Source organism: Streptococcus sp. GMD6S (assembly GCF_000297015.1).
Genome location: NZ_AJRH01000006.1, coordinates 1 through 23,070, shown reverse-complemented (window position 1 = coordinate 23,070; position 23,070 = coordinate 1). Strand labels below are relative to the sequence as shown.

The window sequence follows — 23,070 nt, the reverse complement described above, 5'->3', positions numbered from 1 at the left end:
CCCTATCCTTTAAACACTTCTTCATAATCTGACACAATCTTTTCCCATGTGAAAGCTGAGAGGATTCTTTGGCTTGACTTGAAATCCAAGTCAGCTATCACTACCTGATCAAATCCCTCTACTTCCTCAATGACGCGTGCCAACTCATCTTTTTTCCAATAAATAGCCCCGTCTTCACCAACCTCACGGTTAAAACCAACATCTAGCAACAAATTCAGTTTTGTGGATGCTAGAGCTTCCAGTAGAGAAGGGTTGGTTCCTCCAACCTCATGCCCATGGAAATAGGCAAAGGCATTTTCGCGAATGTACTTGAGTAACTCTTGGTCATAGACAGTCCCGACAAATTTGACCCTAGGATCTTTATCAAAACCAGTATCTTGTAACAACTGGTCGTAAAATTTATTCTGCTCCACATTTGTGATGAGAACAAAGTCCTTTTTGGACTTGGACTTGATAAATTCACGAATCATGGCTTCGTAGTTGTTTTCAGGAACGAATCGTCCCACTACTAGATAATAGCCATTTTCGCTAACTCCTTTTTCCTGATACCAGTTCCGAACTTTGGTATCTTCTGCCTTCAGGATTGAAGGGGCTGTATCTGTCCCATAGGCAATATAGGTGGTCTTTGGTTGATACTGCTTATAATCCTCTTGGATATATTGTTCGATATTTTTACTGTCACAGACCAGTAAATCTGCATGTTTGACCATGAGCTGCTCTGAAAATTTCCAGTACTTACGAACTGGCAGGCTCCACTTTGCTCGCAGCCATTCATGGCCATCAGGATTTACCAGCAAAGAGCCACCGATCGCACGAATTTTTTTCTTAAGTCCAGAAATAAAAGGACCGATGCGACAAGCTAGAATGTAAAAAATGGGAGCCTCGTCCTTGTTTTCCTTAGCCAATTCAATAGCCTTATTGACCGCTGCAATATCGTAAGCGATGGCGCGGGCCGGTCCGATATTGGGAACATCAATGTTGAAACAAATGGCCCCATTATGCTCAAACTGGTCTTCCGTGATGCCAGATTTAGCTGAATTTTCACGCATACAAGCAACATAGTATTGTATGTTGCTGTCTTTTTGATATTCGGTTAATTTTTCAACAAAGGTTTCAAATCCTCCATACTTGGCAGGAATCCCCTTTGAACCAATGATATAAACAGACTGTTTCATCTCTCTCCTAACAGGACCGAGGGGCAGGAATTACTTCGCCCCATCTCTCATAAATACAACTTTAACGGTCTTCAATAAAATTTCAATATCTTTCCAAATTGTCCAATCATCAATATAGGCCACATCTAACTTGACAACTTCATCGAAATCCTTGATCTCGCTTCGTCCACTGACTTGCCACAAGCCTGTTATCCCAGGTTTAAAACTCAATCGACGTTTTTGCTCAGGTGTATATTTTTCATACTCATCCACTGTTGGGGGACGGGTTCCGACCAGACTCATATCTCCCATTAAAACATTCCAAAACTGCGGTAACTCATCTAGGCTGGTCTTACGAATAAAGCGACCAATTGGAGTGATACGAGGATCATCATCGACCTTAAACATGCCCCCCTGCATAGTATTTTGCGCCAAAAGTTCTTGTTTCCTCTGCTCAGCATTCACGCACATGGATCTAAATTTATAGAAAGTGAAATGTCGACCATTTTTCCCAATACGCGTTTGAGAAAAAATCGCTGGCCCACCATCTTGTCGAATCATTGGAACCAAAACAATGCTCACCAAACCACAAATAATCAATCCGACAATCGAACCGACAATATCAATGAAACGTTTAGCAATGACATGACTCGTCTTATAAAATTTTGTAGAAAACGTGATAACATTCAGCCCTGCCATCCCACGAATCTTTTTATCACTACCTAGATAGTTATTAAAAGCATTCAGGTTAACTGTCACGTCAATTCCCATTGTCTCAAAAAGTGAGATAAACTCCCCGATGTCGTACTCTTCACTTGGTAGATTGATAAAGACCTCATCGACAACTTCATGAGTAGCAAAGTCTAAGATATTCTCAGCAGGTACAACGGTTAAGGTTTGATGCCGAAAATCAGGCTGGTCTAAAACACTGACTGCCACCAAGTTCCAAAAAATTTCTCCCGACTCTATCAGCCTATCGATGACTTTTTCAACCCTAGAGGTCGCTGTTATCAAGAATATCTTCTTACTCCCCTTGAGATTTGGAAAGATGCTTTTTCTATAGCGTTTAATGCATAGATTCAACAAATACAACAGAATAGAGTGTATTGTCAAAAAATAAATCATTCCTCGTCTAGAGATACTAAAACGATCTTCTAAGAAAAAATTCGAAATACTGATAGCTAAAGCAAAGAACACAATGTACTTTGCAGTGTTGATAAACTCTGCTAAATAACCCCTTTTAAAAAAATCATGCCCATAATCACTGATATAAAAAATAAAAAAATGAAGAATGAACAAGATAATAACAGAAGTATTTACAATCTCTGTTTCCTTAACAAAACTAAGTAAATAAGCTAATAAAATGACAAGAAAACTCTGGATTGTCGCCAAAGTAATCTTCAATCCCTTTTCTTCCATAATATCTTCCCTAAACTATTTATTATTTTTTGCCATAATTCCCATAGTTTCCATATGCTCCATAGGAGCCATATTTTTCAACTGAAGTATTGAGTTTATTAAGCACAATTCCTAAGAATGGTTTGCCTGTTTGTTCGAGTTGTTCTTTAGCTTTTTGGACATCACGACGATTTGTTTCACCAGCAGCAGTTACTAAAACAGAAGCGTCACACTTCTGCGTGATAATCGCCGCATCGATAACAACTCCAATCGGAGCAGTATCTACAACGATGTAGTCAAAGTACTTACGTAAGGTGTCAATCATGGTCGCAAAATTTTCACTTTGTAACAAAGCTGTTGGGTTTGGTGATACAGAACCCGCTTGAATGACAAACAAATTTTCAACATTGGTTTCACATAAACCTTGTGATAGGTCTGTTGTGCCTGACAAGAACTCTGTTAGGCCTGTAATCTTTTCCCGTGATTTAAAGACACCTGACATGACTGAATTACGGATATCCGCATCAATCAACAGCGTCTTATAGCCCGCACGCGCGAAAGCCCAAGCAATATTTGTAGAAGTAGTTGACTTCCCTTCACCCGGTTTCACAGACGTGATCGAAATAACTTTCAAATTATTCCCACTCAACTGTATATTGGTACGAAGCGCATTATAATATTCTTCAGCTTTTCTTGCCAAATCTAATTTTTTTTGTACAATCTCTAATGTTGGCATCTCTCTCTCCTATTTCAATTTATCCAAATTTGGAACTACTCCCAATAGCGCAATTTGCATCACATCTTCGATATCTTCTGGACGTTTCACTCGTGTATCTAAGAGCTCAACTAGGAGAACCGTAACAACCATTACAACTGCGCCAGCAAGAAATCCAACCATGGTATTGCGACGGATATTTGGAGACGATGGGGATGTTGCAGGACGAGCTTCTTCAAGCGTTGTCACATCTGAAACTCGCGTGACACTGATGATTTTTTGGGCAGCAACCTCTCTCAAAGAGTTAGCGATGCGGCTCGCTTCTTCAGGCAAACGATCTGTCACAGAGATAGAAACAATACGCGTATCCACTGGAACTGTTACCTTAATTTTACTAGCTAGACCTTTTGGAGGGAGATCTAGTTTCAAATCAGTCGCAACTTTTTCTAAAACGTCTTGCGAGAGAATGATTTCACGATAGTCTTTTACCAAGTAAGATCCAGCTTGCAAGTCTTGGTTGGTCAAACCTGGCTTATCTCCCTGATTACGGTTGACCACATAAATTCGGGTCGTACTCGTAAACTCCGGCTTCACAATAAAACTACTGTAGGCAAATGCTACTGTCCCTGTCACGAATGCTACCAAAGCAATTAAAAATTTTCGTTTCCAAAGGATTTTAAGTAAGTGAAATACATCGATTTCCATCATATTTTGTTCTTTCATTTTTTCTCCTAAATCAATTGATCCATTATTATTTTTCGGGGATTATCCTTAAAAAGTTCCTTAGCCTTATCTTCACTGTATTTTTTGGCAATGATATCATAGGCTTCCTCCATATGAGGAGGTCTGTGATCCAAGTTGTGCATATCACTTGCGATCACGTGAACCAGATCTCGTTCCAAGAAATACTGAGCTCTCTTTTTCATGAATTTATAAGTTTCTCCGAAGAGTTTAGGTTTCAAGACATGAGAACTATTGACTTGAGTATAACATCCCATATCAATCAGCTCTCGCACGCGCTGCTCATTGTTTTCTAAAGCATCGTAACGTTCAATGTGGGCAATGATGGGTGTAATGCCTAACATTAGAATATTACTCAGCCCCTTATGCATATCCCGATAGGGTGTATTCATACTAAACTCAATCAAAGCATAGCGACTATCGTTGAGGGTCGGGATTAATTTCTTTTCTAACTTCTCAACAACATCTGGCGTATAGTAGATTTCTGCCCCATAGGCAATGATTAAGTTATCCGCAACTTCCTTAGCCATTTCTCGCACCTTTAGAAAGTTAGTCGCGATTTTTTCTTCAGGAGTTTCGAACATCCCTTTTCGTCTATGCGAAGTTGAAACGATTGTCCTCACTCCTTGACTGTAGGCCTCTCTAAGAAGTTTTTTACTTTCCTCTATCGACTTTGGACCATCGTCCACATCAAAAACGATGTGCGAATGAATATCGATCATGCTACTTGCCCTCCATCACATCATTGATAGCAGCTTTCGCAGCGGCCAAGCTACTTTCATCAATTTCCATCATGTAGAGGTTACTATCTGGCATAGCGTATGAAGGAAGATCCGTGCGTCCAGTTCCTTTCAAGTCTTGAGAGTTGACTTTGTAGTTCCCACCACTCTCCAATTGAGTATTAACCAGATCCATCATGGTTTCCAAAGGCATATTGGTCTGAAGAGAATCTTGCAATCCCTTGATGATGTTATCGTAGTTTTTTAAAGCCTCAGTTGACGTCAACTTCTGAATAATAGCTACAATAACCTTTTGTTGGTTTCGACCACGGTCACGATCTCCATCTGCTAGAGAGTAGCGCTCACGGACAAAACCAAGAGCCTGCTCAGAGTCTAGATGAACATTCCCAACTGGGAAATGGAACTTCCCGTGTAAAGATGTGAAATCTTGGTCATTATAAACATCTACGCCACCTAAAAGGTCAATCAACTTCAAGAAAGAAGTGAAGTTCAAACGGACGTAGTAATTGATATCCACACCATATAGGTTTTCCAGGGTATGAATCGACGAGTCTACTCCATAAATCCCTGCATGGGTCAATTTGTCCTTTTGATTGTTTCCTCCATCCGCAATCGGAACATAGGAATCACGAGGAGTTGTAGTGAGAAGGATTTTTTTGGTATCACGGTTCACTGTCATCAAAATATTTACATCTGAACGCGAAACTGAACTAATCGGACCATAGGTATCAATACCACTCACATAAATATTGAAAGCTTTATTCTTCGATACCTTTGGTGCCGCAACATCCTTAGTTAATTGTTTTGTATAGATTTTTTTGATTTTTGAAGCATAATCTGGATACTCTACTTCAATGATATTTTCAAAGACACTATTTAAGACAATTGCTTTCGTTTCACCAGAAAGCAGACTCTTATAAGCTGCTAGGTAAGAAGTCGCTTTCTCAACTGTCAAGTCCTTACTCTGGCTGGTCTTAATATCTGCTAACAACTTTTGAATATTGTCATTGTCTGTCTCTGTTGGCCCCGTAACCGTATCCAGTTGAGTCACATTATTGATCTCACTATCTTTCAAAACGACCACACTGATTGAATACTCTGAGTAATTTGACGTCGAATTGATATGATTGGTAAAACCGACAAACTGTTGCAAAGCATAGAGAGAAACTGAACTAACTAAGATGGCAAGCGTCAAAAAGAAGACCGTAAACTTCTCAGCTTTTTTATAAACAATCAGCAGTAGTCCTACTAAAGCAGCTAATAAAATGAGAACTGCAGAAATAATATTCAAGTATCTAAAGGCTAAAATGTTGTGTCTAAAAATCAAGAACAGCAAAAAACCACTCAATAATAAATAAATGGTTGCTAAAACTATATTAATATTTCGTTTCACATTCCCTAAACGAGCTCTCTTTGAACGTCTACTCATGATAATCCCCTATACACGTTAATAGTTATAAATATTATATCACAATCATGATGGAAATTCCATCCATCCTTGCTATTTTCAGCGTTTTCATTCGTTTTTGTTCTCTTAAGTTGCTCTAAAATATGGGCAAAGTTCCGAATACCATTCTACACAAAAAGACAAGGCGCTCAGGGGCAACCTTGTCTGTAATCTTATTTTACGTGGTTTTCAAACTCTTTTTGGCTCTTTTCGATAGCCTTTTTACTTTCTTCTTCCCACTTAGCCTTGGCTTCATCAAATTGTTTCTTGGTAACAGGGTCTTTTTGTAATCTCATGTACTTATAATTATTTCCGTCACCCTTGATTCCCACTAGGGAGTAGGCACGTGTAAACGGAGTTACTTTGGTTACAGAGGCTGTACCACCATTTGACATAGCAGACATAACTAGAGAATTGTCAATCATCCAAGCTTGAGCTTCAGCGTATTTTTCATAACGCTTAGCGACATCTTTATTCTCAGCATCTGCTTCTTTCAGGAGTTGTGTATAGGTATCGAGCCCCAAACTCTTAATGAGCTCTTGGTCTTCCTTGGCATCAAGACCAAAAATCTTGAGATAGAAGCCAGTTTCAGCATTGAAGGGGTCTAGATAAGTCGATGGATCCTGGTAATCACCAACCCAACCATCAAAGTTTAGGTCGTAGTCACGAGCTGCTGGATTTGGTGCTAAGAAAGCAACATTTCCAAAGTCATCTGTAGAAAGCTGTTGAACATCAATGACGATATTGTCAGAACCTAGTACTGTTTCAAGGGTTTGTTTAACCGAGTTCATACCAGAAACCGCATTTTTGTTTGTCTGATCAACAGGGACATCCAAATGGATTGGGAAAGTCACACCTTGGGCTTCCAATTCCTTTTTAGCTTCCGCAAATTTTGCTTGGGCCTTTTCCTTGTTAAAGTAGGCATCTTGAGCATCTGCCAAATTGATACCTGACCACTCAGTTCCGTAGTTCACAAGCTTAGAAGCTGTTACTTCTCCAAAGGTCTTATCTCCCACCTGGACAAATGTTGGGGGAACCAGAGTATTACGAAGGGTTTTGCTCGCTGCTTCTTCACCGTTAGATTGAGCAGAGTAGGCTGTTCGATCAATTCCAAAGTTGATAGCCTGACGGAAATTTTTATTTAAGATAGCTGTTTGAGCTGATTTCTTTTGTTCGTCCGTTGTTTTAGCGGTATGATTATAGGTTTTGCGGTTGACGTTAAAGTTAAAGTACCAAGATGTCTTGTCTTGTAAGCTATAGACGATATTGTCTTGGTATTTTTCTTTTGTCTTAGCATAGTTCGAACTATTTGGATAGACTCCTGCAATCGAGTAAGCACCACTTTCAAAGTTTCGAATGGTCATCTCCTGATCTGACCCATCAAAGTAAGCTAACTTAACTTTTTCAATGGTTACTTTATCATGATCATAATAGTGTGGATTCTTCACATATTCGATCGAAGATTTTGATGTGAAATCTTTTAACAGATAGGGACCGTTATAAAGGATACTGTCTGGTGTCAAGGTACCAAAGTCTTTATCTTTTGATTTCAAAAACTCTTCGTTGACTGGGAAAAGAATACTATTGGTTGTCTTAGAGTTCCAATAAGGTTCTGGTCGAGTCAAGGTGTACTCGACTGTGTAATCATCCAAGGCTTTGACACCAACAGTTGAAAAATCATTGGTCACACCCGTCACATAGTCATTCAATCCCTTGATTGAATTTTGGATCAGATCCATAGCTTGTCCCTTGTTGTCCGCGGCATATTTGATCCCAGTGACAAAATCCTGAGCTTTAACTGAAGCATATTCCTCACCATCAGCTGTATACCACTTGGCATCTTTTCTAAGCTTGTAGGTATAGGTCAAACCATCTGATGAAACAGACCAATCCTCCGCAAGAGCAGGTACGAGGTTCCCATAGCTGTCATTTTCTAACAAACCATCTACGAGATTGGTAATAACGGCAGTGTTATCCGCATAATAATCTAGAAGATAGTTAAAAGTTGTCGGATTTGCACTAAATGTTGATGAATAAGTGCTAGTATCTGTATTGGACTGTCCACATGACGAGAGCAAAATACCTGTCGCTAAGACAAGACCTGTCCCGATTAGTCTTTTTTTCATTTTGATCATCATTCACTCCTTTATGTCACTTTTTATAACATAACCATATTTTATCAAATTTATTCAAAAATGTAAAGTTGCTGCTTTTATGACAACTGGTGTCTCAAAACAAAAAGGAAGCACAGTTTCCTGCAACTTCCTTGTCTATTTATAGATTACTTGACGTGTTTTTCAAGTTCTTTTTGGTATTTGGCATTTGTCTCGATTTTTTCTTGTTGCCATTTCTTGAAGGCTTCTTCGTATTCTTTTGCAGTCACAACGTCATTTTGCAACTCCAAACCTTTGAACACAAATGGGTCTCCCTTGATCCCGACTTGAGAGTAAGCTTTTGTAAATGGTACAGTACGGCTAACCGTTGGAGAACCACCTGAAGAAGCAACTGGGATTAAAAGTGAACTATCCGATACCCAAGCTTGAGCTTTAGCATATTTTTCATAACGCTTGTTAAGGTCGCTTGTTTCAGCTGCAGCGTCATCCAAGAGTTTCTTGTATTCGTCCAATCCAACTTGAGCCATCACTTCTGGATCATTTCCGCGCTTAATCCCCAAGTGTTTAAGGGCAGAACCCTTCTTAGCATCAAGGATGTTGAGGTAGGTAGCTGGGTCTTGATAGTCTGGCCCCCAACCAGTTCCGTTCAAGTCATAGTCTTTTTGGGATGGAACCTTGGCTTGAGATGTAATGCTCAATTTCTCATTATCGGTCATTTGAAGGACATCGACAATGACATTTTCAGTACCAAGTGATGATTCGATAGACTGCTTGAGTGAGTTGGTTTGTTGAACCGCGATTACATCTGTTTGTTCAACGGGGATATCCAAATGGATTGGGAAGGTAACACCCTTGGCTTGCAATTCTTCCTTGGCTTTAGCAAAGGCTGCCTTAGCTTTTTCAGGACTGTAAATCGTATCCTTGCCATCTGTAAGGGCTACATCTTTCCACTGGTCTCCATATGAAACGAGCTCTGCCTGTGCCAACTCTCCAAAGGTTTTTTCACCCACTTGAACGTAGTCATGAGGCACTAGGCTGTTACGGATAATCTTGTTCGCACCTTCTTCACCATTCAACTGAGCAGTATAAGAATGACGGTCAAGAGCAAAGTTCAGCGCCTGACGGAAGTTCTTGTTGAGAAGAGCTTCTTTCGTTGAAGTTTTTTGAGCCTCGTCTGTTTTGGCTGTTTTATTATAAGATTGGCGGTTTACGTTAACAGTGAGGTAGTAGCTTGTCGCTTCTTGGGGACTGTAGACAATCTTATCTCCGTACTCTTTCTTAGTTGACTCAAAATTTGAACTTGTTGGGAAGAGACGAGCTGTTGTATAGGCACCTTGTGTAAAGCTACGAATCAAAGATTCTTGGTCTGATCCATCGTAGAAAGTTAGTTTAATATTGTCAATCTTGACATTGTCCTTATCCCAGTAGTTTGGATTCTTTTCATATTCGATGACTGATTTTGAAGTCAATGATTTCAAGAAATAAGGACCATTATATAGGATACCTGATGGGGTTGGTGCACCGTAGTCGCTCCCTTTAGAATTCAAAAATTCTTCATTAACTGGCAGCATGGTTGCAGTTGTGACCTTAGAGTTCCAGAAACTTTCTGGTTTGTTGAGCGTGTATTCTACCGTGTAATCATCAACAGCCTTAACTCCTACGGTAGAGAAATCATTGCTCTCACCACTAACATACTCTGCCAAACCTTTGATAGAATCCTGAATCAAAGAAAGACCATCTGATTTTCCGTCAGCAGCATGTTTAAGCCCAGTAACAAAGTCTTTGGCCTTAACTTCAGCGTATTCTTCTCCATCAGAAGTATACCATTTTACACCCTTACGAAGTTTGTAGGTGTAAGTCAAACCATCCTTTGAAACAGACCAGTCTTCTGCAAGTGATGGAATTAAGTTCCCATACTTATCATTTTCCAAAAGACCATCAACAACGTTTGCTATAACGTCAGAGGTTGAGCTCTTGCTCGTCACACTATAATCCAAAGAAGATGGATCCATAGCGTAGACATAAGAGAAAGTCTTGGGAGCATCCGCTTTCTTTTCACTTTGCCCACAAGCAGTTAACAGTATGGCTGCACTCAAAACAGCACCTGCTCCTAAGAGCCACTTTTTCGATTTCATAAGTAATCTCCTTAAAGATAGTGTTTTCACCATTATACCCTATTTTTTCATAAAAGCAAGGACTTTAGCCAGATTTTTTAGAAAATTCTAACAAATATTTTTTAGAGGCTTTTCTATATATTTTTTAGTAAAAGAACCCCAAGCATCAAAGGCTTGAGGTTCACTTATTTTAATCCGTTAGTTCCACACAGAAGGCATCCCATGGAGCCAAGGTTTGTTTTTCAACTGCTTCTTTAGCAGTAGTGTTTTCAATCAAGATTGACTTAACTCTTCCTTCTACTGAAAAGTTTTGTTTTTCATTGGACAAGTTAGCCACAACTAGGAAACGACGGTCACCGTCCTTACGGATATAAGCAAAGATCTTGTCAGCTGTATCAAGCAATTCAAAGTCAGCTCGAATCAGCCAGCTGTTCTCCTTACGGATTTGCACGAGTTTTTGATAAGTATAGAAAATCGAATCTGGGTTTGCTAGTGCTTCTTGAACGTTGATTTCTTGATAGTTTGGATTAACTGCCAACCAAGGTTGACCTGTTGAGAAGCCAGCGTTGTTGCTCTCGTCCCATTGCATCGGGGTACGGGCATTATCACGTCCGATGACACGGATACTGTCCATAATTTCCTCGAGCGGAACACCTTTTTCAAGAGCTTCACGCGCATAGTTGAGGGATTCAATATCTTCTACTTGGTCCAGTGTTTCAAAAGGATAGTTGGTCATTCCAATCTCTTCACCCTGATAGATATAAGGCGTCCCTCTCATGAGATGAAGCAAAATCGCAAAGGCTTTAGCAGATTTTTCACGGTATTCTTGCTCATTTCCCCAGATAGAGACGATGCGAGGAAGGTCATGATTGTTCCAGAAGAGGGAATTCCAGCCGTCTTCAACTCCTAACTCTGTCTGCCATTTGTTGAAGATTTCTTTCAACTTCCCTACATTTAACTCTTTTTGGTAGTGCCACTTAGGTTGCCCTTCTTGATATTGAAGACAGATGTGTTCAAACTGGAAGACCATAGACAATTCTTGTCCCTTTGGATCAGAGTAGAATTTGGCAATCTCTGGCGTTGCCCCCCATGTTTCCCCTACTGTCAAAAGATCTTTGTCGCCAAAGGTCGCCTGATTCATTTCCTTGAGATAGGGATGGAGCATAGGACCATTATTCACTACCTTCTCATCAGGAATTTTCCCAATCATGTCAATGACATCCATACGGAAACCACCAATACCTTTATCAATCCAGAAGTTCATCATCTCATAGATTTTCTGACGAAGTTTTTCATTCTCCCAGTTGAGATCCGGCTGTTTCTTACTGAAAAAGTGGAGATAGTATTGACCCGACTTTTCATCGTATTCCCAAGCAGACCCACTAAAGATAGACTCCAAATCATTGGGCTCATCTCGCCAGATATAGTAGTCACGCTCAGGGCTATCAGGATTCTCACAAGCCTTGACAAACCATGCGTGTTCATCTGAGGTATGATTGACTACCAAGTCCATGATAATTCGAATATCACGCTTCTTAGCTTCTGCGATGAGTTCATCCATGTCCTCCATGGTTCCGAAAATAGCTGCAATCGCTTGATAATCAGCAATATCATAACCATTATCATCCATAGGACTATCATAAACAGGAGAAAGCCAAATCGCTGTGATTCCTAACTTAGCTAGATAGTCTAACTTACTAGTAATTCCTGGCAAATCGCCAATTCCATCTCCGTTGCTGTCCATAAAACTCTTGGGATAGACTTGATAGACTACGGCATTGTGCCACCATTTTTCTTGCATCTTCTTACCTCATTATTTTAATAATCTATAGTCTATGATAGCGCTTTTTCAAACTTAGTGCAAGCGTTTGCCTAATCTTTTTGATTTCTTTTTTGACTCCGTAGTTTCCTATCTTCCAATTTTTTATTATAATAGAGGTCAGAGGTAAAAAAATGAAAAAACAAGCTTTTAGTTCTGAACAATATTTGAATCTACAGCGCGACCACATTTTGGAGCGCATTAACCAATTTGACGGCAAGCTCTACTTGGAGTTTGGTGGCAAAATGTTAGAAGATTTCCACGCTGCTCGCGTTCTTCCTGGTTATGAGCCTGACAATAAAATCAAGCTCTTGCAAGAATTGAAAGAGAAGGTTGAAGTTGTGATCGCCATTAACGCAAGCAATATCGAACATTCTAAAGCGCGTGGTGACCTAGGCATTTCTTATGACCAAGAAGTTCTTCGTTTGATTGACAAATTCAATGAGCTGGGAATTTTTGTTGGTTCGGTTGTCATCACACAATACGCTGGACAACCCGCTGCAGATGCCTTCCGCAACCAGTTAGATAAAAACGGGATTGATTCTTATCTTCATTATCCGATCAAAGGATATCCGACCGATATGGACCACATCATTTCTCCTGAAGGTATGGGGAAAAACGACTACATCAAAACCAGTCGTAACTTGATCGTCGTGACAGCTCCTGGACCTGGTTCTGGAAAATTGGCAACTTGTATGTCCAATATGTACCATGACCAACTCAATGGCATCAAGTCTGGTTACGCTAAGTTTGAAACCTTCCCAGTTTGGAACCTACCCCTTCATCATCCAGTCAACTTGGCCTACGAGGCTGCAACCGCAGACCTTGATGATGTTAATATGATTGACCCTTTCCATCTCCAAACCTACGGAGAAACCACTGTCAATTACAACCGTGATATCGAAATTTTCCCAGTGCTCAAGCGTATGTTGGAACGTATCCTAGGTGAATCTCCATACGCTTCACCAACAGACATGGGTGTCAACATGGTTGGCTTCGCTATTACTGATAATGAATCTGCTATCGAAGCTTCTAAACAAGAAATCATCCGTCGCTACTACCAGACTGTTCTTGATTTTAAAGCTGAAAAAGTCGGAGAAACTGCTGTCAAGAAAATTGAACTTCTCATGAACGACCTCGGTATCACACCTGCAGACCGTAAGGTTGCTGTCGCTGCACGCCAAAAAGCAGAAGAAACTGGTGGGCCTGCCCTTGCTCTCGAATTGCCAAATGGGGAAATCGTCACTGGCAAGAACTCTGAACTCTTTGGTCCTACAGCTGCAGCCTTGATCAATGCCATCAAAAAATCAGCTAACATCGCTAAGGAAGTAAAATTAATCGAACCTGAAGTCGTCAAACCAATTCAAGGTCTTAAAATCAATCATCTCGGTAGTCGCAATCCTCGCCTCCACTCAAATGAAATCCTGATTGCACTTGCAATCACAGCTATGGAAAATCCTGACGCTGCGCGTGCCATGGAGGAACTTGGGAATCTCAAAGGAAGCGAAGCCCACTCAACCATCATTTTGACCGATGAAGACAAGAATGTCCTTCGCAAACTAGGTATCAACGTAACCTTTGACCCTTACTACCAATACGATCGCTTGTATCGCAAATAAATAAACAAGGCTGGACAAAAACTCCATTTGAGAGAAAAATCCAGTAAATCTTTACATAATAAAAAAAATCAAACGCATAATATCAAGTCTTTTGGACACTTGGTATTATGCGTTTTTATGATTTTCCATTCTCATTTATTTCAATGAAATTGTCAACTCGACAGAGGCTCCTCCTTGGTCTAGATTGATCAGGGTCAAACGACCACCATGCAAGAGAGCCACCTGCTTAGAAAAGGCTAAGCCGATTCCATGATGGGGATTAGCTGAATTGCGGCTTTGGTCACTCTGATAAAAGAGCTGTTCCGCTCCCAGCAGCATCTCCTCTGAAAATGCAGGTCCATTGTTCCAGATAGCAAAAACCAACTGGTCCTGCTGTACTGATATCGTCAGCTTCACTTCCTTTTGATCCTGATTAGCATGTTCAAGCGCATTCAGTAAAATATTGAGCAAAGCTCGTTTGAGATAGTCCAAATGAATTGACAAAATCAGACTAAGATCACAATCTTCTTGGAGGTAGAAACGATAGTTTTCCTGTTTGCTGAACAGTGCCCAGTCGTCCTTTAAATCAGCCAAAAAGTCCTCCAAGGAAAGCTGACTGAACTGATTAGAATCAATCTGAAAAGTCTTAGCGTAATCAATCAAAGAGCCACAATACTCTTCCATCTTGTGACTGGCCTGCAAAATCTCAGCAGCATAGTCTGCCTGCGGCTGGCTCAATTGCGCCAACTCCAAGAGCTCAGCATTCCCTTTAATCACAGTTAGGGGCGTCTTCAAATCGTGCGATGTCGCTGATAGCTGTAAAATCAACTCCTGATTATGCTGCTGCTCTCTTTCTAGAAGACGAGTATTTTCTTGGTGGCTGCTCCGTAAATCGCTGTAGACTTCTAGCATTTCCTCAATCCGAAAAAGCTGGCTTTGATTTTCTTCTAAAAGCTTCTCGCTCTTTAGCATTTTTATTTCCCTGTCAATTTTTCGGAGCAATTTCAAAATATGATAAAAAGTAATCAGCAGCAAACTCCCTGCCCAGAAAAACAAGGCGAAAAGAACGTGATCACTTCCTTGCGTAAATTCATAACCTATAAGCACAAAAATCAAAACATGGAAAAAGACGATTTTCAAGCTAGTTGTCCAGACTAGGCTTTTGAAATTTCGGGTTCTAATTGCCATCTATAGCCTACTCCTCTAACTGTTGCAATTGCTTGCAACCCTTCTTGTTTGCATTTTTGGCGAATTTGATATACATACTCTGAGATGGAGCGAAGCTGTGTTTCTGAGCTTTCTGGGTAAAGTAAAGTATGCAGGCGTTCAGCTGAAAAGGTCTGCTTGGGATTGCTAGCTAGTAAATACAGCAACTTAAACTCTCGCTCTGAAAATTTCAAGACTTTACCAAAATAGGCAACTTCATAGCGCTCTGGATAAAATTGACAAGAAGCAATTTCAGAATAGCGCTCCTCACGTCTTTCCTCCCGCCTAAGATGAGCCCTGACACGCGCCAGCAATTCTTTGGTCCCAAAAGGCTTGATAATATAGTCATCTGCTCCGCGAAAGAGCCCTTCCACCTTGTCCGCCTCTAACTCCTTAGCCGTCAGAAAGATGATTGGACACGAAAGATGAGGACGAATGTAGGAACACAACTCAAAACCATTAACAGGCTCCATCATCACATCCAGCAGAATCAAATTATATCCTACAAAATCCGTCAACTCTAGCTCTTCTATCCGATCAAGCGTCGTCACGTCATAAGCATCGAGCTCTAGGACGTTTTTCACTAGCTTTAAAATGCTCCGGTCGTCATCAACCACCAAAATACGATACTGTCTCATGATTTCCATTATAGCATACCTCTAGCGAACATCTCGTTTCAAGGTCAAGAATATAGCAGAGCTCCAAATCAAAGCTAGCCAGAACAGCTGTATTCCCAACCCTGATAGATCTATCGAATGCTGAAGTCCTTCATACTCAAAAAGATTTAGGGTAGCCAGATCGGGCAGGTATTTTGCTTCCTTGATGAAAGTTGCCAACAAACGACTGAGACCAATCAAGAGAGGAAAGAGCACAGAGACCGGCACAACCCAAGATTGAAAGAGCAAAGCGAGGCCGGCAGTTAAAAAAGCCAGAAAAAGATTGCTAAAAAGACCAAAAGAGCTGTAATAAAGGAATTTCCCCAGTAAGGACCAGCTAAAGTCTAGGTCAAATCGAGCCAGCATAACAAAGAAACAGCTGCCTATCATGACACTGTAGAAAACCAAGAGCAGAACGGCCAGAAAAAGGAATTTCCCAGCCAACCAAGCCTTTCTATTTGATACGGTTAGAAAATTCGTTCGCATCCCAGACTTGACAAACTCCTGGGCAAAATAGAGAGAAGTGAAGATGACGATGACAGGCTGCGCCAGATAGAGGGCATGCAAAACCTCGCTCAGAGCCTTCGTCTGACCAACTGCTGTCTGACTATAGTCAAGATTCATCAGGAAAAAAGGAACGACTACCAGAACCACCAAGGCTGCAGCAAGAGCGAGATAGTAAGAACGGAACTTAATCCATTCACTTCTAAGCAGAGCTTTTATCATCAGTATCGCCCTCCTAAATCCGTCTTCAAAAAGCGCAGAGAAGCCATGCCGCCGATGACTAGCAGCCATACGCTTAGTATCAAGAGTCCTTGCAAGGGATTGTTGGCATATTGGGAAGTTGGCGTTGCCGCAAACAACTCTCCTGCTGGTTGTGGCAGATAAGCTCCCCAACTCGTGTGAGCAGCTAGGTAGTTTCCCAGATTATAGATCTGGGGTACGAGAAATAGCAGAGAAACTAGCATGGTCCGAGCCAATAAACCTAACAAAAATGAAAGGATCCCCAAGAGGGTTAGAGATAAGGTTTTCCACAAAATCAAACTCCAAGCTGCCTGATTGAGCAAAATCGGATCAAGCCCTTCCTTTCCTAAAGCCAGATGCATGACCATATAGCTCAAATAAATGGATAACAAGCTAATGATGAGTGAAAACAAACCAAAGGTCAATATTTTCCCCATAAGTAGCTTCAAGCGGTTATTACAAGCCAATAGACTGGTTCGCAAGCTATGAGACTGAAATTCCATAGCTCCCAAAATTCCAGCTAAAATGACCAAAACCATGACCGCCATAGAAGCGCCATTAAGACCTAGATATTCAAGCGGATCAATAGCTTCTGCCAGACCGGGAACCGTCTCAGGTGTAGCATCCAAGCCGATAGACAGATATTGTCGGCCCTCCAACCAGGATACGACAGGCACCAATAGTAGCATGAAGGCCACACTCACTTTGAAAGCCTTGATTGATCGGATTTTCAACCATTCTGAATGCAATAAGGACATCGTCTCTTTCATCTTAAACCTCCTCTGTTAAGTCGAAGAAGAGCTCTTCTAAACTATCTGTTCCTTGTAATACATCTTCTAGCGTTCCCTGTTCGATAATTTGCCCATGATGAATCAAGACTACATCATCTGTTACCATTTGTACCTCAGACAGGATATGAGAGGATAGAAGGACGGTTTTCCCAAAATCAGCCTGCTGGCGAATGAACCTTCTAAACCACTTAATCCCACTTGGATCTAGTCCATTAGTCGGCTCATCTAATATAAGAAACTGAGGATCACCTAGTAAAGCTACTGCCAACCCCAGGCGCTGCCCCTCTCCTAGAGACAGGCTTGATAAGAAATCCTTTTTCTTATGAGCGATCCCAGTCATATCCAATACCTCATCAATCCGAAACTTCGGAATAGCATTACTTGCAGCAATAATATGCAGATGGTCGTAAACCTTTCTATTTGGCAGACCTCCAATACCGTCAAAAGCTGCACCTACTGTTTTGAGAGGATAAATCATTGACTGATAGGTTTGTCCATCAAAAGTCGCAGTTCCTGCTGTCGCCCGATCTAAGCCCAAGAGAATCCTCAAGGTCGAGCTTTTTCCTGCACCATTATGTCCTAGAAAAGCCGTAATGCGACCACTCCTAGCTGTAAAAGAAATATCCTTTAAAATTTGCTTGTCTCCATATTTTTTAGAAACACGATCAATTTTTACAATATGTTCCATACTGAACTCCTTTATCTTTATTTTCTCCAGTATACCCAATCTAGTTCAGAATTAGTTCAGAGATTAAACAGAAATTTCAGAAAAAGTTGATCCACTTTTCAAAAGTCACCTGAGTTCCACTAGAAAAACTAAACTTTTCTTTCACAAGGTATTCTTCTCTCCATTCTTTCTTTATAATTCTGAGGTTTATGTATAGAGACTTTATTATAAAAAGTCATTTATCAAACTCCATCAACAGCACCCTTTATGTTATAATGAAAGAAGAAAACTGAAAGGATTTACCATGTCAAAAGAAGTTATTGTTGAAAGTTTTGAACTTGACCACACCATTGTTAAAGCACCTTATGTTCGCTTGATTGGGGAAGAAACGGGGCCAAAGGGAGACATCATCTCCAACTTTGATATTCGCTTGGTACAGCCAAATGAAGACTCTATCCCTACTGCTGGGCTTCACACTATCGAACACCTCTTGGCCAAACTCATCCGTACCCGAATTGACGGCATGATTGACTGTTCACCATTTGGTTGTCGCACAGGCTTCCACATGATTATGTGGGGTCGCCATACCAGTGCTGAAATTGCAGCTGTTATCAAGGATTCGCTCAAGGAAATTGCTGAAACCACTACTTGGGAAGATGTCCCTGGAACAACCATCGAATCTTGCGGAAACTACAAGGACCACAGCCTCTTTTCTGCTAAAGAATGGGCAAAACTCATCCTGGAACAAGGAATCTCAGATGATGCCTTTGAGCGCCATGTCATCTAAACACAAAAAGGAACCAGCTTTTAGCTAGTTCCTTCTTTTTTTATTCTCAAAATCTTGAGTTAGGCTTTTTCACGAATAACCAAAACGCCATCTTCCATATCTGCTTCCAAATGTTTAGCATCTAGATGATCCAAGTGGAAGTCCGTCACCTTATCACGAATTTGTTGTTCAACCACGCGACGGAGAGGACGAACACCCATAACTTCGTCATAGCCTTCTTCTGTGATAAAGTCCTTAGCTGCTTGGCTGACTTCCAAATCAATGTCTTTCTTAGCCAAGGTTTGGTTGACTTCAGCCAACATCAAGTCCACAATCTTAGAAAGGTCTTCCTTATTCAAGTGTGAGAACTCGATAACTGCGTTAAAGCGGTTAAGGAATTCTGGACGGAAGTATGGTTTCAAACGATCCATTAATTCTGGTTTATCTGCATCTTCTGTCAAGTTAGCTTCATAGCCAAATCCAGCATTTGATGTCGCGATAATGACCGTGTTCTTGAAGTTCACTGTATTTCCTTGACCATCAGTCAAACGACCGTCATCCAAGACCTGAAGGAGAAGGGTGATTACTTGAGGATCCGCCTTTTCAATTTCGTCCAAGAGAATGATAGAGTAAGGATTACGACGAACACGTTCTGTCAAAGTATTGCTATTGTCATCATAACCCACATAACCTGCTGTTGTACCGATTAACTTAGATACAGCTGTGCGGTCACTGTATTCAGACATATCCAAACGAATGATAGCATCCTTAGTTCCAAACATATCCAGTGCCAATTGCTTAGCGAGCTCGGTCTTACCAACCCCAGTTGGACCTACAAAGAGGAAGCTACCGATTGGGCGATTGCCTTCATCAAAACCAGCACGGTTACGACGAATAGCACGAGCCACTGCTTCAACCGCCTTGTCTTGGCCGATAACCTTGTGTTCCAAGCGATGAGCCATATCTTTCAAACGTTCGATGTCTGACGCTCCCATTTGTGACACTGGGATACCTGTCATTCGTTCCACAGACTCAGCCACATCATTGACAGTGGCAGTCACTTTCATGTCTTCTGTGTGGTTTTCGACTTTTTTCTCTAATTCTGCAATGCGAGTTTTAGCATTGAGAGCTGCTTCAAAGTCTTCTGCCTCAACTGCTTTTTCTTGCTTGTCTTTTTCTGCCTCAATTTCCCGTTCAACAGCATGCACATCTGTTACAGGATGTTGAGCTGCCAAGTGAGCAGCCGTTACGTCTACAAGGTCAATAGCCTTATCTGGCAAGCTACGTTGAGGAATGTATTGGATAGAATAATCCACTGCTGCTTTCAAGACTTCGTCTGGCAAGATGACATTGTGGTGTTGTTGATAGAGGTCACGAATCCCTTGAAGGATTTTAAAGGTATCCTCTGCTGAAGGAGCATTGACCTTGACTTCGTTGAAACGACGAGCAAGAGCTGCATTTTTCAAGATGGTGTTACGGTATTCGTCTTGAGTTGTCGCTCCAATAACGGTCAATTCACCACGAGAGAGAGCTGGCTTGAGAATGTCCGCAAGCCCTTTAGAACCACTGTCTCCTCCGATTGAGCCAGCGCCAAGGATTTGGTGAATTTCATCAAAGAAGAGGATAATATTCCCTGCTTCTTTTACTTCATTGACTAGATTTTGAACGTTTTCTTCAAAGCTACCACGGTATTGAGTACCAGCCTCAAGACCTGAGATATCAATAGAAATAATTTCCTTGTTCTTGATGGCAGCCGGAACATCTCCATTCACAATCGCTTGTGCTAGACCTTCTACAACGGCTGTCTTACCAACACCTGCATCTCCGACCAGAACAGGATTATTTTTCGTACGACGTGAGAGGATTTCAGATGTTTCTTGAATTTCCTTGTTTCGTCCGATAACAGGATCCAACTTGCCCTCACGAGCTTCTGCGGTCAAGTTACGACCTAGTTTAGCAAGGACACCGTCTTGTTTCATACCTGAAGCGTGTTGTTGCATTTGCACATCAGATTCTGCATTTCCTGGCAATTGACCAGTTGCACGATAGTGAGCAAATTCCTCAGGTGTCACTTCACGTCCATTAATCAAGTAGCGACGATTTTCAGAACTATATCCTCGCATACCACCCATCAATTGGTTAAATAAATCATCCATGTTGTTAAAGTTATTAAAGTTGTTGTTCATATTCTTTACCTCGTTTATTGTTAATTAAGTACGATCTCTGATATTGACTATCTTTGACCTTTGTTTTAAAAATTTTAGACTAGCTAACTCGCTACTCTACGTATAATTTCTGGTTTTTCTTTTTTAAATAAGCCTTTTATCATCTTCTTTTCAAAGTCTGTTAGATTCAACACAGGCCTCACCCCTTTCTAGGGTATCTATCGTACATTTTCAAGAAATAGAATCATTGAAAATGAAGTTTTTAAGGAATTCATTTTCCTTATGTTCCTACTATATCACATTAGTCAGTAAAAGTCAATAGTTTTTTGACCAAATTTGACTATTTTTAAAAAAATTTTTTGAAGTACAAAAAAGCCCCTAGAAAACGAATTTTCTAGAGACTTTCTCTATCAAGTTTAAGAGAGAAGTAGAATTCTCACTTACCAAGTTTCATGTTTCTTCTATGAAAGCTTAAGCTTTACGTTTTACGAAGAATACCAATCCACTCAATGCCAAGACTACAAATCCAAGCGCAGAAAGGATAGAGGTTGCTTCACCTGTGTTTGGAAGTTCAGCTTTACCTTTATTCTCAGTAGCTGGGGGTGCTGGTTTCGGATCCTCCTTTTGTCCTGGATCAGTTGGTTCTGTTCCTGGAGTTGGATTTGTTCCTGGATTATTTGGCGTTGGATCTGGTGTTGGTGCTGGATCTGGCGTTGTTCCTGGATTATTTGGAGCTGGATTTGGATTTGGTTCTGGTGTTGGTGTTGGAACAGTGTATTTATTTGTAAATACAACTTCTTTACCATCGGCATACGAAACCTTTGCAGTCAAGAGACCTTGATCATCCGCAACTACAGTGACTGTTACGGTATGCTCAGTCTTATCGTATTCAATCCCCTCTTCAGTACCAACTTTTTCAACCAAGGTATAAGTATGAGTACCTGCTTCTTCGAATGAACGAACAAAAGCTACTTTACCTTCAGCAGTATTCTTAGCTTCTGCTACAACGGCGCCTTTCTCTTTCAATTCGAAAGTATAAGCATCAGCCGCAAGTTCTTTACCTTCAAGTTTCTTAGTTGCTTCAATCGTCGCTTCTACCGCTGGTGCTTTGAAGCTATTCTTGAAGACATTACCTGCTGGATATTCAACAGCTGCCTTCAAGGCGTTGGTTGCTGCATCTTTGGTTACTGTTACCTTTGCAGTCTTTTCTGTATCGTAAGTAATACCAGTTGCTCCAGCATTCACTTCTTTTACAGTATAAGTATGAACACCTTCTGCATCATAGTTGATTGTATTAAATGTTACTTTCCCACCTTGGTTTGTTTTTGTATCAATTTTTTGTCCATCTTTGTACAATTCAAATTGGAACTCACCATCAACCAAAGTACGACCAGTCAATTCTTTCGTAAACTCAAGTGTTGCTGATGTAGCTGTTGGAGCTGGTGCTGTATAAATATTTGTGAAGACCCGTTCTGTATCCGCATCTTCTACAGTCGCAACCAATTGGCCTTTACCATCATCCGCAACAGTGACGAACACTTCATACGCAGTTTGATCATAAGTGATTGTTTTATCGTCACCAGCTTTTTCAGTAATAGTGTAAGCGTAATCGCCTGCTGCTGAGAAAGTGACGTTGAAGACAACTTCTCCTGAGGCAGTATTCTTAGCCGTAGCTACAAGGTCTGAACCTTCTTTCAGTTCGAAAGTATAAGCATCAGCTTCAAGCGCTTTTCCTTTCAAGACTTTCTTAGCTTTGATTGTAGCCTGCGCAGGTTCCGCTTTATAGTCATTAACGAAAACTGGTGTTTCACTTGTAACTGTCGCGACAAGTTGACCTGAGCCATTATCTTTCACTTCTACAGTTGCTGGATGTTCTGTTTTATCATAAGTTACACCAAGTTTATTGCCAACCTTTTCTGTAATAGTATAGTTATATACTCCTGCTTTTGAATAGCTAATTTCAGAAAAACGAATCAATCCACCAGCAGCATTCTTTGCTGTCGCAACAACCTTATCACCCTCTTTCAGTTCAAACTCAAACTCATCTATCTCTAGCTCTTTACCGTTCAAAACTTTTTTAGCTTCAATAGCAATTTTTGCTGGAGCTGCTTTATAAGTGTTGGTGAAGGTTGGGTTGTTACCTGCAACAGCCGCCTCAAGTTGACCTTGACCGTTATCTGTAACGTTTACTGTCACTTCATGTGTAGCAGTGTCGTATGTCACACCTGCTTCGCT

The 23,070-nt window shown here is 40.8% G+C and carries 18 protein-coding genes; 2 read left to right on the top strand and 16 right to left on the bottom strand.

All coding sequences use genetic code 11. The features are described from left to right. Positions 1-2 precede the first annotated feature (2 nt). The 9 genes from cps2T to GMD6S_RS01555 form a co-directional block, all read right to left on the bottom strand. Positions 3-1,175, bottom strand: coding sequence for a beta 1-4 rhamnosyltransferase Cps2T (gene cps2T, locus GMD6S_RS01595; protein WP_000814504.1), 1,173 nt, complete (start codon positions 1,173-1,175; stop codon positions 3-5). Positions 1,176-1,205: 30 nt separating this feature from the next. Next, the gene (locus tag GMD6S_RS01590) at positions 1,206-2,573 is read right to left on the bottom strand and encodes a sugar transferase (RefSeq protein ID WP_000391467.1); all 1,368 of its coding nucleotides are present in this window, start codon (positions 2,571-2,573) and stop codon (positions 1,206-1,208) included. Between the two features lie 22 nt (positions 2,574-2,595). After that, the gene (locus tag GMD6S_RS01585) at positions 2,596-3,288 is read right to left on the bottom strand and encodes a tyrosine-protein kinase (protein ID WP_001142580.1); all 693 of its coding nucleotides are present in this window, start codon (positions 3,286-3,288) and stop codon (positions 2,596-2,598) included. A 9-nt stretch (positions 3,289-3,297) separates the two neighbouring features. Further along, on the bottom strand, positions 3,298-3,990 hold the full coding sequence (gene cpsC / locus GMD6S_RS01580; protein WP_000664124.1) for a capsular polysaccharide biosynthesis protein CpsC: 693 nt from the start codon (positions 3,988-3,990) through the stop codon (positions 3,298-3,300). A gap of 8 nt (positions 3,991-3,998) precedes the next feature. Continuing rightward, the gene (gene cps4B / locus GMD6S_RS01575; RefSeq protein WP_000565332.1) at positions 3,999-4,730 is read right to left on the bottom strand and encodes a capsular polysaccharide biosynthesis protein Cps4B; all 732 of its coding nucleotides are present in this window, start codon (positions 4,728-4,730) and stop codon (positions 3,999-4,001) included. A 1-nt stretch (position 4,731) separates the two neighbouring features. Next, positions 4,732-6,177 (bottom strand): LCP family glycopolymer transferase CpsA, encoded by a 1,446-nt coding sequence (cpsA, locus tag GMD6S_RS01570; protein ID WP_000091224.1) that lies wholly within the window; start codon positions 6,175-6,177, stop codon positions 4,732-4,734. Between the two features lie 191 nt (positions 6,178-6,368). Then, complete coding sequence (locus GMD6S_RS01565) at positions 6,369-8,330, bottom strand: peptide ABC transporter substrate-binding protein (protein WP_000594275.1); 1,962 nt, start codon at positions 8,328-8,330, stop codon at positions 6,369-6,371. Between the two features lie 146 nt (positions 8,331-8,476). Beyond that, positions 8,477-10,444 (bottom strand): peptide ABC transporter substrate-binding protein, encoded by a 1,968-nt coding sequence (locus GMD6S_RS01560; protein ID WP_000837387.1) that lies wholly within the window; start codon positions 10,442-10,444, stop codon positions 8,477-8,479. 169 nt (positions 10,445-10,613) lie between these two features. Then, positions 10,614-12,224, bottom strand: a complete 1,611-nt coding sequence (locus GMD6S_RS01555) for a glycoside hydrolase family 13 protein (protein ID WP_001156781.1) — start codon at positions 12,222-12,224, stop codon at positions 10,614-10,616. A gap of 152 nt (positions 12,225-12,376) precedes the next feature. On the opposite strand from GMD6S_RS01555, the gene GMD6S_RS01550 reads away from it, so the two are divergent. Continuing rightward, positions 12,377-13,861: a DUF1846 domain-containing protein gene (locus GMD6S_RS01550; RefSeq protein ID WP_000743564.1), complete on the top strand. Its 1,485-nt coding sequence runs from the start codon at positions 12,377-12,379 to the stop codon at positions 13,859-13,861. Between the two features lie 135 nt (positions 13,862-13,996). Here the strand turns inward: GMD6S_RS01550 and GMD6S_RS01545 are convergent, their stop codons facing one another. From GMD6S_RS01545 to GMD6S_RS01525, 5 genes are read right to left on the bottom strand one after another with little or no spacing between them, the layout of a single operon-like run. Next, on the bottom strand, positions 13,997-15,028 hold the full coding sequence (locus GMD6S_RS01545) for a sensor histidine kinase (RefSeq protein ID WP_001007871.1): 1,032 nt from the start codon (positions 15,026-15,028) through the stop codon (positions 13,997-13,999). Further along, positions 14,995-15,693 carry a response regulator transcription factor gene (locus GMD6S_RS01540; protein WP_000404921.1) on the bottom strand — a complete coding sequence of 233 codons (699 nt, stop codon included), beginning with the start codon at positions 15,691-15,693 and terminating at the stop codon, positions 14,995-14,997. The genes GMD6S_RS01545 and GMD6S_RS01540 overlap by 34 nt, the downstream gene beginning before the upstream one ends. Before the next feature lie 12 nt (positions 15,694-15,705). Then, a complete protein-coding gene (locus tag GMD6S_RS01535; RefSeq protein WP_000588280.1) occupies positions 15,706-16,428 on the bottom strand; it encodes a hypothetical protein in 723 nt (240 codons plus the stop codon). Continuing rightward, positions 16,428-17,216, bottom strand: a complete 789-nt coding sequence (locus tag GMD6S_RS01530) for an ABC transporter permease (RefSeq protein ID WP_000665375.1) — start codon at positions 17,214-17,216, stop codon at positions 16,428-16,430. The genes GMD6S_RS01535 and GMD6S_RS01530 overlap by 1 nt, the downstream gene beginning before the upstream one ends. A gap of 1 nt (position 17,217) precedes the next feature. After that, positions 17,218-17,925: an ABC transporter ATP-binding protein gene (locus GMD6S_RS01525; protein WP_000400161.1), complete on the bottom strand. Its 708-nt coding sequence runs from the start codon at positions 17,923-17,925 to the stop codon at positions 17,218-17,220. A gap of 283 nt (positions 17,926-18,208) precedes the next feature. On the opposite strand from GMD6S_RS01525, the gene GMD6S_RS01520 reads away from it, so the two are divergent. After that, entirely contained in the window at positions 18,209-18,691 is a 483-nt protein-coding gene (locus GMD6S_RS01520; protein WP_000032544.1) for an S-ribosylhomocysteine lyase, read from the top strand. Between the two features lie 59 nt (positions 18,692-18,750). On the opposite strand, the gene GMD6S_RS01515 is transcribed toward GMD6S_RS01520, so the two are convergent. Continuing rightward, positions 18,751-20,856, bottom strand: a complete 2,106-nt coding sequence (locus tag GMD6S_RS01515; RefSeq protein ID WP_001063368.1) for an ATP-dependent Clp protease ATP-binding subunit — start codon at positions 20,854-20,856, stop codon at positions 18,751-18,753. 450 nt (positions 20,857-21,306) lie between these two features. Further along, on the bottom strand, positions 21,307-23,070 hold a 1,764-nt coding region (locus tag GMD6S_RS01510), incomplete at its 5' end, for a Spy0128 family protein (RefSeq protein ID WP_000309901.1).

Coding starts and splice junctions, on each gene's coding strand:
- GMD6S_RS01590 (WP_000391467.1), bottom strand. CDS start 2,573: ATGGAAGAAAAGGGATTGAAGATTACTTTGGCGACAATCCAGAGTTTT.
- GMD6S_RS01540 (WP_000404921.1), bottom strand. CDS start 15,693: ATGGAAATCATGAGACAGTATCGTATTTTGGTGGTTGATGACGACCGG.
- GMD6S_RS01560 (WP_000837387.1), bottom strand. CDS start 10,444: ATGAAATCGAAAAAGTGGCTCTTAGGAGCAGGTGCTGTTTTGAGTGCA.
- GMD6S_RS01585 (WP_001142580.1), bottom strand. CDS start 3,288: ATGCCAACATTAGAGATTGTACAAAAAAAATTAGATTTGGCAAGAAAA.
- GMD6S_RS01515 (WP_001063368.1), bottom strand. CDS start 20,856: ATGAACAACAACTTTAATAACTTTAACAACATGGATGATTTATTTAAC.
- GMD6S_RS01565 (WP_000594275.1), bottom strand. CDS start 8,330: ATGATCAAAATGAAAAAAAGACTAATCGGGACAGGTCTTGTCTTAGCG.
- cpsC (WP_000664124.1), bottom strand. CDS start 3,990: ATGAAAGAACAAAATATGATGGAAATCGATGTATTTCACTTACTTAAA.
- GMD6S_RS01520 (WP_000032544.1), top strand. CDS start 18,209: ATGTCAAAAGAAGTTATTGTTGAAAGTTTTGAACTTGACCACACCATT.
- GMD6S_RS01530 (WP_000665375.1), bottom strand. CDS start 17,216: ATGAAAGAGACGATGTCCTTATTGCATTCAGAATGGTTGAAAATCCGA.
- GMD6S_RS01545 (WP_001007871.1), bottom strand. CDS start 15,028: ATGGCAATTAGAACCCGAAATTTCAAAAGCCTAGTCTGGACAACTAGC.
- cps2T (WP_000814504.1), bottom strand. CDS start 1,175: ATGAAACAGTCTGTTTATATCATTGGTTCAAAGGGGATTCCTGCCAAG.
- GMD6S_RS01550 (WP_000743564.1), top strand. CDS start 12,377: ATGAAAAAACAAGCTTTTAGTTCTGAACAATATTTGAATCTACAGCGC.
- GMD6S_RS01525 (WP_000400161.1), bottom strand. CDS start 17,925: ATGGAACATATTGTAAAAATTGATCGTGTTTCTAAAAAATATGGAGAC.
- cps4B (WP_000565332.1), bottom strand. CDS start 4,730: ATGATCGATATTCATTCGCACATCGTTTTTGATGTGGACGATGGTCCA.
- cpsA (WP_000091224.1), bottom strand. CDS start 6,177: ATGAGTAGACGTTCAAAGAGAGCTCGTTTAGGGAATGTGAAACGAAAT.
- GMD6S_RS01535 (WP_000588280.1), bottom strand. CDS start 16,428: ATGATAAAAGCTCTGCTTAGAAGTGAATGGATTAAGTTCCGTTCTTAC.
- GMD6S_RS01555 (WP_001156781.1), bottom strand. CDS start 12,224: ATGCAAGAAAAATGGTGGCACAATGCCGTAGTCTATCAAGTCTATCCC.